The 18,922-nt window shown below is 61.2% G+C and carries 10 protein-coding genes; 8 read left to right on the top strand and 2 right to left on the bottom strand.

Features of this window, described 5'->3' with window-relative positions:
- Positions 1-2 precede the first annotated feature (2 nt).
- The gene (locus ACX3P1_RS12865; protein ID WP_459079966.1) at positions 3-2,525 is read right to left on the bottom strand and encodes a beta strand repeat-containing protein; all 2,523 of its coding nucleotides are present in this window, start codon (positions 2,523-2,525) and stop codon (positions 3-5) included.
- A gap of 309 nt (positions 2,526-2,834) precedes the next feature.
- Here ACX3P1_RS12865 and ACX3P1_RS12870 point away from each other — a divergent pair, with 309 nt between their 5' ends.
- The 7 genes from ACX3P1_RS12870 to ACX3P1_RS12900 all read left to right on the top strand — a co-directional run bounded on the left by ACX3P1_RS12870 (position 2,835) and on the right by ACX3P1_RS12900 (position 16,219).
- Entirely contained in the window at positions 2,835-4,538 is a 1,704-nt protein-coding gene (locus ACX3P1_RS12870) for a caspase family protein (protein ID WP_459079967.1), read from the top strand.
- A gap of 191 nt (positions 4,539-4,729) precedes the next feature.
- Entirely contained in the window at positions 4,730-6,298 is a 1,569-nt protein-coding gene (gene tssL / locus ACX3P1_RS12875; protein ID WP_459079968.1) for a type VI secretion system protein TssL, long form, read from the top strand.
- Between the two features lie 40 nt (positions 6,299-6,338).
- Positions 6,339-9,875, top strand: a complete 3,537-nt coding sequence (gene tssM, locus ACX3P1_RS12880; RefSeq protein WP_459079969.1) for a type VI secretion system membrane subunit TssM — start codon at positions 6,339-6,341, stop codon at positions 9,873-9,875.
- A gap of 140 nt (positions 9,876-10,015) precedes the next feature.
- Positions 10,016-10,798, top strand: coding sequence for a PP2C family protein-serine/threonine phosphatase (locus tag ACX3P1_RS12885; protein WP_459079970.1), 783 nt, complete (start codon positions 10,016-10,018; stop codon positions 10,796-10,798).
- Complete coding sequence (locus ACX3P1_RS12890; RefSeq protein ID WP_459079971.1) at positions 10,795-13,422, top strand: serine/threonine-protein kinase; 2,628 nt, start codon at positions 10,795-10,797, stop codon at positions 13,420-13,422. The genes ACX3P1_RS12885 and ACX3P1_RS12890 overlap by 4 nt, the downstream gene beginning before the upstream one ends.
- An 11-nt stretch (positions 13,423-13,433) precedes the next feature.
- Positions 13,434-13,931 carry a DUF1036 domain-containing protein gene (locus ACX3P1_RS12895; RefSeq protein ID WP_459079972.1) on the top strand — a complete coding sequence of 166 codons (498 nt, stop codon included), beginning with the start codon at positions 13,434-13,436 and terminating at the stop codon, positions 13,929-13,931.
- Positions 13,928-16,219, top strand: a complete 2,292-nt coding sequence (locus tag ACX3P1_RS12900; protein ID WP_459079973.1) for a M23 family metallopeptidase — start codon at positions 13,928-13,930, stop codon at positions 16,217-16,219. The genes ACX3P1_RS12895 and ACX3P1_RS12900 overlap by 4 nt, the downstream gene beginning before the upstream one ends.
- 128 nt (positions 16,220-16,347) lie before the next feature.
- Here ACX3P1_RS12900 and ACX3P1_RS12905 read toward each other — a convergent pair whose 3' ends face one another.
- Positions 16,348-16,875, bottom strand: a complete 528-nt coding sequence (locus ACX3P1_RS12905) for an OmpA family protein (protein WP_459079974.1) — start codon at positions 16,873-16,875, stop codon at positions 16,348-16,350.
- Between the two features lie 389 nt (positions 16,876-17,264).
- Here ACX3P1_RS12905 and ACX3P1_RS12910 point away from each other — a divergent pair, with 389 nt between their 5' ends.
- A complete protein-coding gene (locus tag ACX3P1_RS12910; RefSeq protein WP_459079975.1) occupies positions 17,265-18,920 on the top strand; it encodes a phosphoethanolamine transferase in 1,656 nt (551 codons plus the stop codon).
- Positions 18,921-18,922 lie beyond the last annotated feature (2 nt).

Consider the following 18,922-nt stretch of genomic DNA (forward strand, 5'->3'; position numbering starts at 1 on the left):
CTCTAGAATGCGATCTTTATGCCGAGCTTGGCGCCAAGGGTCGAACTATCGGAAGATGCCTTGCCGCGGATTTCACCGTTCACCGTTGCCGAAGACGACATTTTCAGGTTGAAGCCGCCCGAAAGCGCCACTGAAAAATCTGCGTCGTCGAAGTTTATCCGCCGGCCGCCGATTTCGGCCGTGTTCCTGTAGCCGAAGCGTTGCTGCAGTTCGCCGCGCGCATAGGGGCTCAAGACCATGCCGTTCTCGAGCTGGTAGTCGGCATAGACGCCCGGCTCGAACTTGACCGCGCCAAACGAGACGCGGCTCTTGCCGAACTGATTGCCGCCGCTGTCGGTATAGGGATCGCCGCTGAAGGAAACGCCGAGCAGGCCGCCGCGAAGGTCGAAACGAGCGCGGTCGCTCAAAGTAAAGATATGGCCGACCGACCCGGTGACGGCATACCCTTGAGTGTCGTAGCTGCCGGTCGTATTGAGCACGCCATTGGTAACGTCGGTGCCACCGAGGAAACCCGACGCGGAGACGAGACCGTAATTATAGCCTTGGCGGAACAGCGCGTAGGCGCCGAACATGCCGCTCTTGTTCTCGCCAATGCCGATCATGTCGAAGCCGCCGAAACCACCCAGATCGACGTCGGACGACGCGTAACCGGCAAACACGCCGATGTTCAGCCCATACTTCGTGTCCATCTGGAAATGTTTGGCTGCGTTGAAATCAAGACTGATCGCCGCCGAAAAATCGTTGGCGTCGAAACTCGGCCCCTGCCCGCTTATGACGTTGTCGGTGATATGGTAGCCATTGTGTTCGGTATGGGCGAACTGGCCCGAGGCGAACACCCCGAACGATGGCGACAACTGGACCATTCCCGCTCCGGGAGAAAGCAGCAAATCCGCATCGATGGCGTACCGGTTGATGCCGTAGATCGCCTCGATCGCATTCTCTACCGTCGCGCCATTGATGGCGCTGTCGGGGGCCACGGCAATGCCGAAATTGGCCGGCGAGGCGCGTATGAACAAGCCGCCGTCCGGCCCCGCGACGACCTCGTAGGTGAACAGCGATCCGGGCGTGCCGGGAATGCCCTGCACGACGAAGGTTCCGGCAACCGGGCCGTTGGTGGCCACGATGATCGGTATGTCGGTCGGGCCGGCAAACTGCGGCGTGCCGAGCAGGTTGACGATGACGGTGTTGACGCCCGTGGCGGAAAACGCATTGGCAACCAGTTGATCCGACGTGACCGTATCCTGATCGATATCGACGCCGATCCGGCCGCCGTCGAGGACAATACCGCCAAGCGTGAGAACATCGTCTGCCGCGCCGTCACGCATGTCGATCAGCGAATTCGTGACCGTGACGGTGCCCGGCACATTGACATTTCCGTTGACGAAAAGCGTCGAGTTGTCCGTCAGGAAGAGCTGATTGATGCCTTGCGTGCCGCCATTGAAGCCAAGCGTGGAGTTACTGGCGGAAAAGGTGTTGAACCCGTTGAAATTCTGGCTCCTGGTGCCGCCCGCCGACAGGTCGGTGTCGGTCAAGGTGCCATTGGCGTCGGTACCACTGAACACGACGCCGTCACGCAGATTGAGTGGATCGGGCGAGAGCGTATCGTTGATGATCAACGTGTCAGGCCCAATTCCCGAAATGTCGCCGCCGATCGTGCCGCCCGTCAGGGTAACCCTTTCGGCCTCGATCCCGCCGGCGATCTCGCCGCCTGAAACGGCGACCGCATCGTTGCCGGCACCGCCGACAACATCATCGCCAACGGCCCCGCCCGAAACGTTGATCTGGTCGTCGCCGTCATTGCCGGCAAGGAAGGTGCCGACCCTGCCGCCGCTGACGGTCAAGATGTCGTTGCCATTGCCGCCGCTGACCGCGCCGCCAAGCGTGCCACCCGTCATGGTGAACGTGTCGTCCCCGTCTTCGAGGCCAACCGAATCCGGCCCGATGGCCGCATCGCCCTGAATGTTTGCATTGCCCGAAACGGTCACCGTATCGTTGCTGCCGCCAGCGAAAATCGAGCCACCGATCGTGCCGCCGCTTACCGCATAGCTATTGCCGCCGGGGAAACCGAATACGGACCCGGAAAGCGCACCGCCGCGCATGTCGAACGTATTGGCGCCCACGCCAAGCACGATGCCGATGGGCGTTGCGGCGCTGCCGATCGTTCCCCCCGAAATATCGACGATATTGTTGCCGGCGCCCATCTCGATGACGCCAGTGCTCGGGTCCAGATTGTAGGTTTCGTTTACAACGGGCGTGTCCTGCCCGGTAGCCAGGATGGAGCCGCCCGTTATCGTGAGTATGTCATTGCCGTTGCCGTCGTAAAATTGGGTACCGTCACCATTGCCGAAACTGGTGGCGAAGGGCTGTACCGTTTGATCGCCGTCCCGGCAGATTATGTTGACGCCGGCGTTCTCCGTGGTCGTCGCCGTACAGGCGCGTGCTTCCATCGGCGCAAGGACGATGACGGCTCCGATTGCCAATGCAGATGCGCTGCCCATATGCAGCACCCGGATCCTGCCGACCATTGTTCCCCTTCCAAATCGCTACTGGCAAACTCCTTCAGGCAAATGTCCGCACGATGGCCTCACGAAACTGGCCGGGCAAATCCGGCATCGTTGGGGCACATCCATATTAGCCGAGCATAACATTTGCCATGTCCGCAGCCTATAGCTTGGCACCCCCCGGCCGAAGACGCTGATTCGCCCCCACAAAATCGTGCCAAAGGACGCATCCTCGCCGGCACCATTCCTGGAACCGGCGGCCAAAAGATTGAAAATAAACAGGAAAAAATCACTTATACGGCACTCACGAGCCGCTTTCTTTAGCGCTTGAGCATGTGGCAGAAAAACCACTTTCGCATGATTTCTGCGTGGCAGCGCGAAACGAAAGGGCATGGGCAATTCCCTTGGCCAGCGGGGCAGTCGCAGCCCAGCGCCCCTACCCTATCCTTGGCCCGATTCTCTTGGTATAAATTATCGACCTTAGGCAGCATGGTCCGACACTGGGACTGGTCGCGCCCGTCATGCATGTTCGAGGGCCGCATGATTGGCGCAGGACGGAACAAGCGTGCTGACATGACCCATCAACTCGGATCCATTTTCCGCTTGCCCGCGGCTTTGCTGCTGTTCCTGTTCACGTCTCTTGCAGCCCACGCCGCGATCGAAACCGACGCGTCGGCTCAACCACACAACCGCGTGGCGATCGTGATCGGCAATTCCAACTATCGAAGTGCCCGGCTTGAGCATCTGCCAAACGCAGGCAACGACGCCACCCGTCTGTCGGACAGCCTGAAGCGTTTGAATTTCGACGTGCTGACCGGTGTCGATCTTACATCCGAGGGGTTTGCCAAGCTGTTCCAGGAGGCGGATGGAAAAGTCGTCGGGGCCAGCGCGGTGCTGATTTTCTACGCCGGTCACGGCGTACAGGTGCAAGGTGAAAACTACCTGCTGCCGGTCGACACGCCCGATCCGGAAAATCTGGAGAAACTTACCGCCGGCGCGATCAAGCTCAATGACGTGATTTCCCGTTTCGCGCGCCGCGACCGCCAGACCTTCATATTCCTCGACGCCTGCCGCAACAACCCGCTAGGCGCGGGCGCCGGCAATGGTCTGGCTCAGGTGGAAGTCGGCGAAAATACCTTCGTCGCATTCGCCACGCAGCCGGGCAACGTCACCGTCGACGGCAGCGGCGAAAACAGCCCGTTTACGACGGCTCTTTTGAAGAACGTGGAAATACCAGGCCTCAGCATATCGGATATGATGATCCGCGTGCGTAACGAAACCGAGGCCCTGACGGTCGGCCACCAGGTTCCCTGGGACCAGTCGAACCTGCGGGAGCAGTTCTATTTCACCGAGCAGCAGGTGCTGGATCCGGCCGAACTCAGCGCCAGCCTGTCGCGTATTCTTTCGGACCCGGCCGCCAAGAAAAAGCTGCAGGTGGAACTTGCCTCGAACGATCTGCAAACAGCCGTACTGATCGTCGGGCAGACCTTGCGTTCGATCGAAATTCCTGGCCCGCAAGGGGCCGCGCCCCAGCCCGCGGGTACGCAAGTCGCCAATCTGAACCCGAGCGAAAGCGTCGAAGCCGCTCGTCAAAGCGTGGTTTCGGGCATCGAAACGCTGATCGTGGGAACGACGGACGGGGAAGCGGAGACCGACAAGGCGACGGATCTTGCGCGCAGCGTCCAGACCGAGCTTCGCCGACTCGGCTGCTATCGCATGTCGGTCGACGGCGATTGGGGCAACGGCTCCACCCGTGCGCTTACCAACTACTACAAGAATACCAGGCAGGCCGCATCCACGACCGAACCGAGCGTGGGATTGCTCGGCGAGCTCTTCTTGCGCTCGGGCCGTATTTGCAAACAGCCAGTCATGGTGAAGAAGCAAAAGCCGGCACGGGTCGCATCCGACAACGGAGACGGTGGATCGGCGCGAGCAGGCGGGCGCAAGAACGGCAAGCGGCAATCATCCGCCGGGCGCGCGCCAGCGCCGCCGCCGCCCGACATCAGCGGCGGCATAGGCATAGGTGGCGTCTTCTGAACGGACCGACGCGCGACGCATGGCTTCAAGGCAAGCATGTTTCTGGATGGCTATCCGGTCAGGACCGTCCAGCGAAGTGGGGGGCTGGGATTGGAAAGAGCATACCAATCGGACGCCGGCATCGCGCTCGGATTCGGAGCCTGCACCCGGCACGCGGGCCATAGCGGCTCTGCGCTTGCGGCGGCTTGCCCATGAGCAGAGACGATAGGCCAAAGAACGATCCGCCGCCGGGATCGGACGGCAAGACCGTCATACGGGTCCGTCCTGACCGTCGACAAAGGGGCGATCCCGCTGGAAAGCCCCCCTTTGCCGATAGTGCGCGCGCCACGCCCGCGGAAAACCCGGATGCGACGGTTTTCGATCCCGGCGCCGCAGGTTACGCATCGGGAGCATCCGGCACCGTCATCTTTCAGGGGACCGTATTTTCGGCGGCGGCCGATCCAGCCTTCCCTGAAGCCGCTCTTGCAGACAAGGGCAGTTCGCAGGGCCGGACGGCACGAACGATTTCGCAGGAAAAATTGTTCGATGCCCGCGCGCGGATAGACTACGCCGCCGCCAATCCGCTGATCCGGGCGGCGACCCCTATTTTGATGTTTCTTGGCGATCTTCGCCTGATGCCCGTCGAGATGCAGCAAGCATCCTTGGCAGACCTGCTTGCGCGCGGGGTCCAGGATTTCGAAACCCGGGTCGCCGAGGCCGGTGTGGCCGCCGAAGACGGCCGTATCGCCAAATTCGTGCTGTGTGAAACGACCGACGACATCATCGGCAATCTGGCAGGCATGGCTCTCGCCGAATGGGGCGCGCAAGGAATGATGGCCAGGTTTTTCCAGGCCGGGTCCGCCGGCGCGGGCTTTTTCCTGGCGCTCAACAAGGCCCTGGGCGATCCTGAAGCCCATCAAGATCTGCTCGGGCTGATGCATGCCTGCCTTTGCCTCGGCTTCGAAGGTCAGTATCGAGGTGCGGCGCGGCAGGATGGCAGCCTCGACCGGGTCCGTCAGGATGTCTACGAGACCCTGCGCTACTTCAAGACGGACGAGGCCGGCGAGATTTCGCCCCGGTGGCAAGGCACGGCCGCGGCAATGGCGAAATCTCGCCGGCCGCTGCCGCTCTGGTCCGTCGCCGCGGCAGCCTTCGCACTCGTGGTCGCCGTGTTCTTCGTGCTTCGCACCCTTGTCACCGATCAGGGCGACGGGCTGGCAGGCGAACTGCTCGCCCTCAACCCGTCGTCGCCGATTACCATCGAGCGCGCCGTCAAGGTTCCGGCGGTCGAAGAAGTTCCGGTGCAGGCAGCCGTCGCGCCCATAGCCCCGACAGCGCAAATCGAGCGCATTCGCGAAAGGCTGGCCAAGGATATCGAAGGCGGTGGCCTGACGGTAACCGGTAAAGGGGATTTCATCGCCATCGAAATCAGCAACAATCTTCTGTTCGGTTCCGGAAAGGCCGAGGTCAAGCCGGAATTCGAAGCGCTTGGCGCGCTGATCGCGGCGGCCCTCGACCCCGAACGCGGCCCGATCAGGATCGTCGGCCATACGGACGATATCAAGCCGCGCCGGACCAGCGCCTTCAAGTCGAACTACGATCTTTCCGTCGCTCGGGCAAAGGCGGTCGAGAAAGCGATCTCGCCCAGGATCGCCGATCCATCGAGGATATCTGTCGAAGGCAAGGGCGAGGATGAGCCCATCGCCGACAATGCAACGGCCGATGGCCGCGCGAAGAATCGCCGCGTCGACGTCATGATCCAGCGCGAGGGGACGCCGTGATGGATTTGGCCAGAACGCTTCCGCCAGGGTGGAAGCAGCCATGAAAGTCTGGCTGGCGCGCATCTTCTCGATCGTCGCCCTCGCCGGCCTTTCCGTCGCTGTGTGGATCGCCGGTCCGCTGGTGGGATTTGCCGACAGCCGCCCATTGGCGCCGGCATGGGTCCGCCTGGCGATCATCGTTCCCGTCATCGCGGCCATAGCCGGTTACTACGCCTTTCGTTTCCGGCAAGGGCGCAAGGCATCGCAGGCGCTGGAGATGGCGGTGATGCAGCCCGATCCCGGCGATACGCAAGTGCTTGAAACGCGCATGAGCGAGGCCATAGCCACCCTGAAACGGACGAGCGGCAAACGCAATTTCCTCTACGACATCCCCTGGTACGTGATCATCGGGCCTCCGGGCGCGGGAAAAACGACGGCGCTTGTCAATTCCGGCCTGAAATTCCCGCTTGCCGGATCGAGCGAAGCGCAGCCCGTGGCGGGGACCGGCGGCACCCGCAACTGCGACTGGTGGTTCACCGAGGAGGCGGTCCTGATCGACACCGCAGGACGCTACACCACGCAGGATTCGGACGCCTTGGCCGACCGGAAAAGCTGGCTGGCCTTTTTGTCCATCCTCAAGAAATACAGGCCAAGGCAGCCGATAAACGGCGTCATCCTGGCGGTGAGCCTGGCCGACCTGATGGCGTCTGAAAGCACCACGCTCGATGCCCACGCGGCCGAAATCCGCAACCGCCTCCGCGAAATCCATGAAAACCTGAAGATAGAGTTTCCTGTCTATATGCTTTTCACCAAGGCCGATCTGGTTTCCGGCTTCATGGAATATTTCGCTAGCTTCGACGAACAACGCCGCAGAAATGTCTGGGGAGCGACGTTCCAGACAAGCGAGCGCGGCAAAAACACAGTCGCCAGCGCCCCGGCGGAATTCGATGCGCTGGTAGAATGCGTGTCGAAGGAAACGACCGACCGCCTTCAGGCGGAAACCGACGCCACGACGCGCATTGCGGTTTTCGGCTTTGCCGCGCAGTTCGCTGCGCTGAGGCAGAGGATTGCAGGCTTCCTGGACAGTGTCTTCGATCCGATGGCCTCATCGACAAAGACGACTTTGCGCGGGTTTTATTTCTCTTCGGGCACGCAGGAAGGCACGCCGATAGATCAATTGCTTGGCGCGCTGGGCCGCAGCTTCGGCAACGATGCTGGCGCTCATCTTTCCGGCACGGGCAGAAGCTTCTTCCTGCACGACCTGTTGGCCAAGGTGGTGTTTGCGGAATCCGGATGGGTTTCGCAGGACAAGTCCGCCAACCGGCGGGACGCTGCCCTGCGCGTCGCCGGCTTCGGCGCCATCGGGCTGGTGGCCGTGGCGGCGCTTGGTACGTTCGGCATGAGTTTCCTGGCCAATCGTTCGCTGATTGCATCGACGGCGCAAATCCTCGAACAGTATCGCGGTTCGTCAGAGGCTCTGCTCAAGACGACCACCGTCGCCGACACCGATCTCGAAAACGTCATCGGCGCGCTGGATACGCTGCGCAACCTGCCGGCAGGCTACGCGACCCGCGATCTGCCGGCACCCGTCAGGGAAACCTTCGGGCTTGCCCAGCGCGAGCGCCTCGTCTCGGCATCGCAGACGGCCTATGGGCAGGCGCTCGAACGCCTGTTTCGCTCACGCCTGCTGCTGCAACTCGAACAGACGATCCAGGCGAATATCGCGGACCCGGCCGCACTGTATGAACCGCTCAAGATCTATCTCATGCTTGGCGGTGCGGCGTCCAGGATCGACGACGAACTGATCGTTTCCTGGATGAAACGCGACTGGGAGCAAAACCGCTACCCCGGCGTCAACAATCGTGCCGGCCGTGCCGATCTCGAAGCCCATCTGCGCGCCATGCTGGCGCTCGACGACGAGCACGACCCATTGTTCGGGATCGACAAGCCGCTGGTCGAGTCGGCGCAACGTTCGCTGGGGCGCATGAGCGTGGCCGATCGCGGCTATGCGTTGCTTTACTCCGGAATGAGCGCGGGCGCATCCGCCGATTTCTCCGTAGCTTCCGCCGGCGGCCCGGAGGCCCCGCTGGTGTTCGAAACCACCGATGGAAGCGACCTGTCCAAGCTGGCTGTGCCCGGCATCTACACCTATGACGGCTTTCGCGACCTCTATCTGCCGACATTGGCGACTGTTGCGCAAAAAGTTGTCGACGACCAGTGGGTGGTTGGCGCGGGCACCGAGCAGAGCGGCGTCGAACAAGAGCTGATGCGCCTTGGCCCGGAGCTTCTGGACCGTTACGGCAAAGCGTTCGCCGGCGCGTGGACCGCCATGCTGGACAGGCTCAAGTTCAAGCCGATGTCCGCCGACAAGCCCCAGTACCTGGCGCTTTCGGCGGCCGCGTCGCCCAACTCGCCGATCAGGCTACTGTTCGAGGCTATCGCCTCGCAAACCGCTTTGACCCGGGCACAAGACCCGGCGGAGAACGGCATGGCAGGAACCAGTGCCCAAAGCGACGAGGAGTTGAGGAAGGGGCTGGCCCGCATCGGCATAGACCTGTTCGCCAGCAAGTCGCAAAGCCGCGCCGGCGCAGCGTTTGCCAATTCGTCGGACCAGAATCCGGGAGCCGCGATCGAGGCGCCCTTCCGCCCCTACCAGATGCTCGTCGCCGGTCCCGTCGGCCAGCGTCCCGTCGATTCGCTCATCCAGAATTTTCGGGACGTCTATCAAAGCCTGCTGCTGGCGGCTTCGGTTCCCACCCAGGCGCAACACGTCAACGCCAATCTGCAATTGCAGATATCGACGCTGCGAGCCAACGCCTCGCGCCTGCCCAGGGCGCTTGCCACGATGGTGCGGCTGGCGGCGGACGACTTCGAAGGCGAAGCGGCCGAAACATCCATCGCCCAATTGAACCAGCAACTTGCCGAGACGGTCACCCAACCGTGCGAGAAGGCGATCTCCAATCGCTACCCCTTCGCCGCAAGTGGCGAAGGCGACGTGCCGATGACGGATTTTGCGGCGCTGTTTGCGCCAAGCGGCGTGCTCGACAGGTTCTTTGCACAAAACCTTTCGCCGCTCGTCGACATGAGCGGCCAGACCTGGGAATGGAAGCAGGACACGCAAGTCGGCCGCCAACTGTCGAAATCGACCTTGAGGGATTTTCAACTGGCTTCGGAAATTCGCGACGCCTTTTTTCCGGTTGGAAGCTCGGGGCCGTTACTGGACATCACCTTCACGCCGTTTTCGCTGAACGGCGACGCGGATTCCGCCTTGCTCGAGGTGAACGGTCAGGCAGTGCAGAGTTTTCAGACTGGCAGCATGCCGACCACGATAGACTGGCCCGGCAGTCCTTCATCGGAATCGGCCGGCCTCAGCCTGACGCCTGAATTGCCCGGTCGGGAGTCCAGCCTCAAATTCGAGGGTCCCTGGGCGTTGAAGCGCCTGCTCGACGCCGGTTCCGTAACCCGCGCCGGGGACAGTCTGGAGGCAAGGTTCGTGATCGGCGGACGCGACGTGGCCTATACCCTGCGGATCAACCCTCCCGGCAGTCCATTTTCTCTTCCGGCGTTTTCCGGGTTCAGTTGTCCGACGACCTTTTGAGACAAGCGCCAGGACACAAACGGGGAGGCGAATTGTAGCTGAAGGCGATCGATTAATTTCAGTACTCCAAACGGCAAGCCTGTGGCAGAATGACCCTTGGTGACGCCACGAAGGAGCGCCCGAGAAGCGCGTGGAGGCAAATGAACAATGTCGCCATCCCCTTCGAAAGCTACGGCGTAAGCCACAAGGGCTGCGTACGCACGCTCAATGAAGACAATTATCTCATCGAACCGCAAAGCGGTCTTTGGCTTGTCGCCGACGGAATGGGCGGCCATGACGCCGGCGAGGTCGCTTCGGCCAGCATCGTCGGCCACCTCGCAACCATCGGCATCCCCAGTTCCGCGCCGGATCTGCGCGCCCGCTTCGAGGATCGGTTAAGCCACGCCCATGAGGAAATCCGCCGTATTTCCGAAGAACGCGGTGCCACCATCGGGTCGACCGTGGCGGCGCTGCTTGTCATCGACGGCAATTTCGTCTGCCTTTGGTCGGGCGACAGTCGCGTCTATCTCGTTCGCAACGGCTCGATCTCGCAGATTTCCCGTGACCACACCGAAGTCCAGGAGTTGCTTGACCGAGGCATGATCTCGCCCGCTGAAGCGCGGACATGGCCTCGCCGAAATGTCATCACGCGCGCGATCGGCGTCAGTGATGAAATCGTCATCGATTTCCAGCAGGGACAGACCCTGCCCGGAGATACCTTCATCTTGAGTTCCGACGGGCTGACGGTCCATGTCACCGACGACGAGATCGAGACAGCGGTGCTGTCGGCAGGTCCGCAGGCGGCCTGCGAGAAACTGCTGGCAACCGTCCTGGAGCGCGGCGGAACCGATAACGTCACCATCGTGGCGGTCAAGATCAAGGACACGCGCAACGGCACATCGCCTCCGACGATCTCGCCTGCCGACAGGAACTGGCGGCGATGAGCGACGACGACGACAAGACCCGCATCCTGCCGCCAATGGCCAAGACGGACGTCGGCACGCAACTCAGCGGCATCTACGAACTGGATGAGCGCATCGCCTGCGGCGGCATGGGCGAGGTCTATCGCGGCCACAACATCCAGACCGGCGACCATGTCGCCATCAAGATCGTGCTGCCCGAATTCGCCCGCGATCAGACGATCCTCTCGCTGTTTCGCAAGGAAGCGTCGATCCTCAACCACCTGTCGCACGACGCCGTCGTGCGCTATCACGTCTTCACCATCGATCCGGGCATCGGGCGTCCCTATCTCGCCATGGAATTTGTCGACGGCGAGTCGCTGTTCGACATGATGCGGCGCGGCCCCATGGCGCCCGACGAGGTTCGGCGGCTGTGCCATCGCGTCGCCTCCGGCCTGAGCTTCGTCCATAAAGCCGGCGCCGTGCATCGCGACCTGTCGCCGGACAACATCATCTTGCCGGGCGGGAGCGTCGAGCGCGCCAAGATCATCGATTTCGGTATCGCCCGCTCGAACAATATCGGCGGTGAAACGCTGATCGGAGGGCGCTTCGCCGGCAAATATAATTATGTCTCGCCCGAGCAGCTTGGGCTCTACGGCGGCGAGGTCAGCGAGAAATCCGACATTTACAGTCTCGGCCTGGTATTGGCAGCGGTCCTGCGCGGCAAGCCGTTGGACATGAACGGCTCGCAGTTCGAGATCGTGGAGAAGCGCCGCAGCGTGCCTGATCTTTCCGGCATCGACGACGAATTCCTCCCCTTACTGGATGCGATGCTGCAACCGGACCCGCAGCAGCGGCCGACCGGCGCCGAGATCGCGCGGACGACCCGCGACGAAACGCCTGCCGATGCCGAAGAGGTGACGGCACCCCGATCTCTGTTGCGGCAGCGCCCGGGCGCTTTGCCCAAAGCGGCACAACTGGACGAGCCCCATCCATGGACGGACAGCGAAGGCGTCTCGGCTGCCTCGGTTCCACTCTCACAAGATGGCCGGTTTGTCCCGCATGTCCCACCGCCACGCCTGCCGCCACGTTCCGCAAAATCGACGACCGGAGCCAAACCCATTGAGCCGAACAAGTCGCGCCAAATTGGTTTGATTGCAGCGGTCTCGGCGGCGCTGGTCGCCACGGTGGCCGGCGGCGCCTATTTCGGCGGACTGCTTGGCTCCTCGCCCCTACCTGCAGGCGCCGACACGCCAGAACTTTCGGAAGCCCTTTCGACGTCGCCGCCCGCCATGCCGACCGTTGCAGAAGTGGAGATCGATCGACCACAAGCACAGAGTGCCGAGGCCACGAACGGAGCGGCTGACTTGCCTGCGACCAATAAAGCGGGGGGCGCAAACAGCGACACAACCCCGCTCGACAATCTGGTTCCCGGGAAAACCATCGCGGACTTGAACAATCCGCCCATCGCCGAGAAATCGCCGGAAGGACGACCCGCCGCGATTGCCGATCAAAATGGCGGAACAGCCAAGCCGGCGGATCGGTCCGATGGCTCCAGGCCAACAGCCGTCGCCAAGGTGCCGGCCACTGCAGAAGTAGAGATTGATCGACCGCAAGAACAGAGCGCCGGGGCCACGAACGGAGCATCCGACTTGCCTGCGACCAATAAAGCGGGGGCCGCAAACGGCGATACCGCCCCGCTCGACAATCAGGTTCCCGGGAAAACCATCGCCGACATGGACAACCCGCCCGTCGCCAAGACATCACCGGAAGGGCGACCCGTCGCGATTGCCGATCAAGATGGCGGAGCAGCCAAGCCGGCGGATCGGCCCGATGGCTCCAGGCCAACAGCCGTCGCCACGACTGTGCCGGCCGCTACTGGTTCGGAGCAGACCTCGACTGCGCCTCCAGACAGACCGACAGCACCTCCGGCCGCGCCAAACCAGCCCCCACTACAGCCATCTACCGACACGCAAGGCGAAACTACCGTCGCGATGAACCTGCCGAAACCGCAGGTGCCGGCGGAAGCCGTCGACCAGGTGGCCACCCGTGTTTCGTGGCTGCGGGAATATTCCGGGGGCGACTGTTTCTATGCCACGGCAACATTGGCCACCGACAAGGCCATGGAAATCGAAGGGTTCGGAACGGCGGCTGAACCCTTCGTACAGATGATGGGGGCATTTCAGCATAAGTTCGGCATCGAACCGGACGTCAGCGTGAGGCTCATCGAGCCGGCACAATGCGAAGTCACCCATTTTCTCAATGCCCTTGGCGCGGCAGCCCCCGAAAAGCCCGACCTGACGCTGGATCGAACGTCGGTTCCCGACGGTTCGCCGATCAGCGGGACGCTGCAAACGCTGGGAGGCCTGCGTTCCAGCCTGCTGCTGGTCGATCACAAGGGAATGGTTTTCAACCTTGACGACAAGGTTGTCGTGCAATCCGGAAAGGCGACATTCAGCGTACCGATCGGTCTTGGCGCTGCCGATAGAGCACGCCACAAGGCCGTGCCGCAGATCATTATCGCCATCACGGGTGCAAGCGACATCGATGCGGCAGTCCTTGCAAATCCAGCGTCGGCATCCGTCGTGCTGCCCGGCATATTGGCGGAAATCCAAAAGAAGCGGCGGGCATTCTCGGCAACGGCCAAATATTTTCAGCTTGGCGGATAGTATGGACGACAATGAAGGTTTGGCGCCAGCGCTTTCGAAAGAATGAAATTCTTGGCGCTACAGTTGGGGGTTTTTCGCGGCGACTTCCGGCCAGCGCTCGTCTGGCCTTCCTCGGCGGCATAGCCCTGCTGACTGTGACGCTATCGCCCGGAGCGGCGTGCGCCGAATTCGCCGTCTGCAACCAGACGCTCGACGTGGTCAACCTTTCGGTCGGCCAGCAGATCGACGGAGCCTTCCAGACCGACGGCTGGTGGACGATCGGCGTCAACCAGTGCGTGGATGTGATCCGCGAGGAATTGACCAACCGCTATATCTATATCTACGCGACCGATGCGTTTGGGCACGCAATCCTGCACGGCTCCACGGACATGTGCATCGAGCGGCGGCGCTTCACCATCCGCGGCATCGAAGATTGCTGGCAGCATGGCCATATCGCGGCGGCGTTCTATGAAGTGGATACGCTTTCTCAGGCCCGGTGGACGTTCTTCTTGAGCGGGCTCGGGCCATGACGCACGCCATCGACGCCAGTTTCAAGGCAAGGAAGCAAGCGCGTGCCGCGCAACGACGGCGCATCCTGCGGTTCAAGGTCCTGGCTGGGATCGGCGTTGCCGCCCTGTGCTGCCTCGCCGGCGGCTTTTACCTCACGGCGGACTACTGGTCGTTCGGCGACCTCGACCAGGATCTTCAGGTCAGTGAAGCGGTCGATGACCTGCCGGCCGACGCACCCGTCTATGTACCCTCCATCGTCGACCTGGCAGGCGATCCAATGTGGATCACCCTGTCGAAGGGCAGCGCTACCACGACAAAGGGTCGCTCCGTCGACCGGCCCACGGAACTGACGCAGCCGGGCATCTCGCCCAAGATCGAGGTTCTGGTCGATACCATGCTGAGTTCCGGCGAACGGTTCATGACGACGATTCCGTCGACCCAGGAGGATTTCGCCTTCTTCCAGGCGCAACGGATGACCGCCACACCCGCGTCAACGAGCCTCCCGCTTCCGGCGGCCGTCCCTGCATCGCCCGCAATTTTCGATGACCCGGACGCCGGCTGGAGCGATGCCATCGGCGCCGGTACGGCTGCACCCCCGGTCTTCAAGAAAACGGAGATCGAAAACAATACCAGCATAGCCATTGTGACGCCGGAAACGGACCGGTTCGAGACGACCGAGGACTACTTCGTCAAAATTCTCAATAATCGAAGCCTCGACAGTGTCGTCACGGACGCGCATTTCTCGGCGCAAGATGCCAAGGCCGCCGGCGAGGCGCTCAAGAGGATATTCAACCGGGCGGGCCTCGAGACCGGCTATGTGGTCGCGATGCGCGGCTACCGGCCACGGCGCGAAGCCACGACACAGACACTGGTGCAGGTGTCGGTCTACACCAGGGATGTCTATGTAGGCACCCTCGCCCGCACCGCCACCGGCGTTTTCGTGGCCGGGGTCGACCCATGGGTCCGCGACGATTTGTTCAACTATTCGGACACGCAGGACACCGGTGGGCTGAAGCGGCAATATCGCCTGCTCGACGCGATCTATTCCACGGCGGCCCGCAACAATGTCCCGACCAGCGTCATAGGCGAGGCCATCATGTATCTGTCGCGCGGCCAGGATCTCAACGCTTTCGCCAGCTATGACCAGCGCCTCGTGCTGATCTATTCCGACACCGCGCGCGACAAGGACGGCACTGCCGGGCGTGTGCTGTATGTCGGGGTCCATGGTGCGGAAAAGAGCCTTGAATGTTTTGTCTTCCAGCAAAGCGATGGCCAATTTTCCTGCGTAACCGGCGACGATGAGGTCCATTCGCTGACATCGGCCAACGGTATGGTTACCCCGGTCAATGGCGTCATGACCTCCACTTTTGGCCCACGCAAGCATCCGATCCTGGGAACGGTGCGTCTGCACAAGGGAGTCGACTGGGCCGCACCCGTTGGCACACCGGTTTCCGCGGCATTCAACGGCACGATTGTTTTCGAGGGCGACGGCGGCGGTTACGGCAACCTCGTGCGAATAGCGCACGAGAACGGTCGCGAGACCCGCTACGCACATTTGCAGCGCTTTGCACTCGCGAACGGAGCCGAGGTGAAAGCCGGCGACGTCATCGGCTATGTAGGAACCACCGGCATGTCGACCGGCCCGCACCTTCATTTCGAACTCTATCAGGGTAGCGATGCCGTCGATCCGCTGGGCACGATCACCACGGTCGCGTCCGACGATTCCGCCATCGAAACGTTGACCGACCAGATCGTCCATGTCGAAAGCGGCGGCAGCGCGCGGGCCAAGAACCCCAATTCCTCGGCTACCGGCCTTGGACAATTCATCTCCAAGACCTGGGTCCGGATGATGAAAACCTATCGGCCGGATCTGGCTCGTTCGCTATCAGCCGCCGATCTCCTTGCCTTGCGTTTCGACCCCACGATTTCGCGCGAAATGGTGCGCAATCTTGCCCGGGAAGGTGAAGCATATTTGCGGGCGCGGGGTCACCAGATCACGGCAGGCCGGCTCTATCTGTGCCATTTTCTGGGCATGGAGGGCGCCCACCAGGTCTTGGCGGCTCCAGGCGTTTCATCGCTGTCAAGTATTCTGGGCGTCGAGGTAATCCAGGCCAACCCGTTCCTGACCGGCAAGGACGCAGCCTATGTCGTCGACTGGGCCGAGCGTAAAATGCACGGGCGCAGGGCTCCGAGTTCCGCCGGGCAGATCGCCGTCGCCACCATGCAGATCCGGCAGACATCACCGGAGTTTGAAAAATACAAGCAAACCTTGGCCGGAATCATAACTTCCGCCGAAAATGCGCTGTGAGCGCGTCGGTCGCCAATTTTGACACTGAGTCGACCAACCGAGTTTTTCGAAAGCGATGTTTCGGTTCCGGGCCGTTTTCGATGGCCAGAGGTACGGAGCAGTCCCCGCCCTGACATCGACGGCGCCGTCTATTGCGCTTTTATGCGCATTTCGACTCGGCGGTTTATGGGATCGTACGGATCGGCGCTGCGTGGGTTGTTCTTGCCCATGCCTATGGCGCTCAAACGCGAGGACTCAACGCCTCGTGCCAAAAGAAACGCGGTGACGGACCGCGCCCGACGTTGCGAAAGAAGCTGGTTGTAATTTTCCGGTCCCGACGCATCGGTGTAGCCTTCCACCGCGAAGTTCAGCGAATTTAGCCGGTTGTCTTTCAGCGCCTTGGCAAATTCGGTAAGTTTCGTCCTGGCATCTGGTTCAAGGACAGCCGAGTTGAGTGAGAAATTTACCAGCATATCGAGACCGGTCTTTGCCGGCGCAACATCGGCCTTGCTGCGGCACTCATCTTCCGTGCCGACGCATATTCCTCGCGACGCGCCAAGTGTTGCCGAGTTGGCAAAAAATTTTACGATATCTTCCGAAGACTGGACAGGATCAGCAAATGCATTTGCAGAGACCAGCGTCGCAGCCAAGACAACAATCGAAGCGCCCAACCGCATCACTGTGCCTCCCAGCTAGATGCCCGCTTGAAAGTAGCCGCGCATGGTAATCCGCAGGTCGCTTTCTGTCAACGAAATGCCGCACCTGCAACACGTGGCAAACGCGGTAGCTGCCCCAGCGTCCCGGAGGGCGGGCTTCATCGATCTTGGAATGCTCGGGCCAGATAGTCGGCCACCGGTTTTACCAGATACGATATCACTGTCCGATAGCCGGTTTGCCTTGAGCTGGATCGACTATTCGACGCTCTCGACATCGTCCGCTGCCTCTTCCTCCCCGCTCGCCCGTTGGTCGCGCCTAAATTGGCGACGAATGGGATTGTCGCGTCATGAAATTGACATACGACGGTTCCAGATCGCCCGGCAGGCCACCGCGACCGTGTGAAAGCAGCATGTCCCAAGCATCGACTCCCAGCCGGTTCAGCAGAAATCGGCCACAGATTGGCAGCCTCACGCTTTGCCTGTTGACGACAATTTTTCTTGCCGCCACTGCCAATAACACGTTCTGGTCGAAGGCTTGGGGCTATTTTACCGGTGAGCCGATCGCGTTCGCTGCGTTTGCACTTTCGCTTTTTGTGCTCGGCTTTGCAGTAGTAGCTGCATTTTCGGCGAAATATTTCATCAAGCCGGCGCTGATTTTTCTGCTTTTCGCTGCTGCCGGCGCATCCTGGTTCATCGATGAATTTGGGGTGGTCATCGACAAGGAAATGATCCGCAACGCGGTGGTATCAACGGGTGCAGAAGCTGGGCACCTGATGACGCCGCGCTTCTTCCTGCACATGCTGTTATTTGCGATTTTGCCGTCTGCGTTTGTTGCCTGGGTGCGGGTTGTTCACCGGCCCATTCGTCAAAAGCTCTATTACAATTCTCTTGCGATCCTTGGTTGCGTCGCCGTGGCAGCGGTTGCCTGCATGACTTCCTACCGGACGATTTTCAGCGTCGAGCGCGCCAATCGCGATCTTATCAGCCAGTTCAATCCGCTGATGCCGATCCAGGGCGCCGTGCAATTGGCGAAATCGCAGTTCAAGGATCGCAGCATAGTCGCCCAGCCTATCGGTACCGATGCACACCGTACGCACGTCAGTGCTGATGGACGGCCGCGAGTCGCCATCGTTGTGCTCGGCGAGACTGCACGTGCGCAGGATTTCTCGCTCAACGGTTACGGGCGGGTAACGAACCCGAGCCTTGCGCAGCAGAACATTGTCTATTTCTCGAACATGTCGAGTTGCGGGACATCAACGGGGGTCTCGTTGCCTTGCATGTTTTCGCTCTATGGCCGAGCGGACTACACTCACCGCAAGGGACTTGCCACACAGAACCTGGTCGATGTCTTGAAGAACGCCAAGGTCAATGTCTCCTGGCTCGACAACGACACCGGCGATTACCATATTGCGGACCGCATCCCCTACGAGTTCCTGCCGACGTCTGCAGATCCTCGTTTTTGCAAGGGCGGTGAGTGTCTGGACGAGATATTGATCGACAAGGTCGATGGATGGCTCGACCAGGTCAAGGGGGACAGCGTTTTGTTCCTGCATCAGCTAGGCAGCCACGGACCGGCCTACTTTGCCCGCTACCCGGATGAATATCGAAAATTCGTGCCTGATTGCCGCGCCAACGATTTCGGCGATTGTACTCCCGAAGAAATCACCAACGCTTACGACAACACCATTCTCTACACGGATCACATTGTGTCGAGCGTGATCGACAAGCTAAAGGCGCGCAGCAATATCGATGCGTCGATGATCTACCTATCTGACCACGGCGAGTCGCTCGGCGAAAACGGCATCTATCTGCACGGGCTGCCCTATTTCGCAGCGCCGACGCAACAGACGCACGTTCCGTTTCTTACCTGGATGAGCGACAGCCTGGCTAAATCGGCCGGCTTCGATATGGCCTGCCTTGCCAAGAAATCAGCTGACACGACGTCTCACGACAATTTCTTCCCCAGCGTTCTGGGGTTGATGGACGTTGAGACGAAGGTTTACAATCCGGCTCTGGACCTTTTCGCCGGCTGCCGCGTCACCGCGCCAAGCGTCGCTGCGAATTAAGG

Source organism: Mesorhizobium sp. A623 (assembly GCF_054489405.1).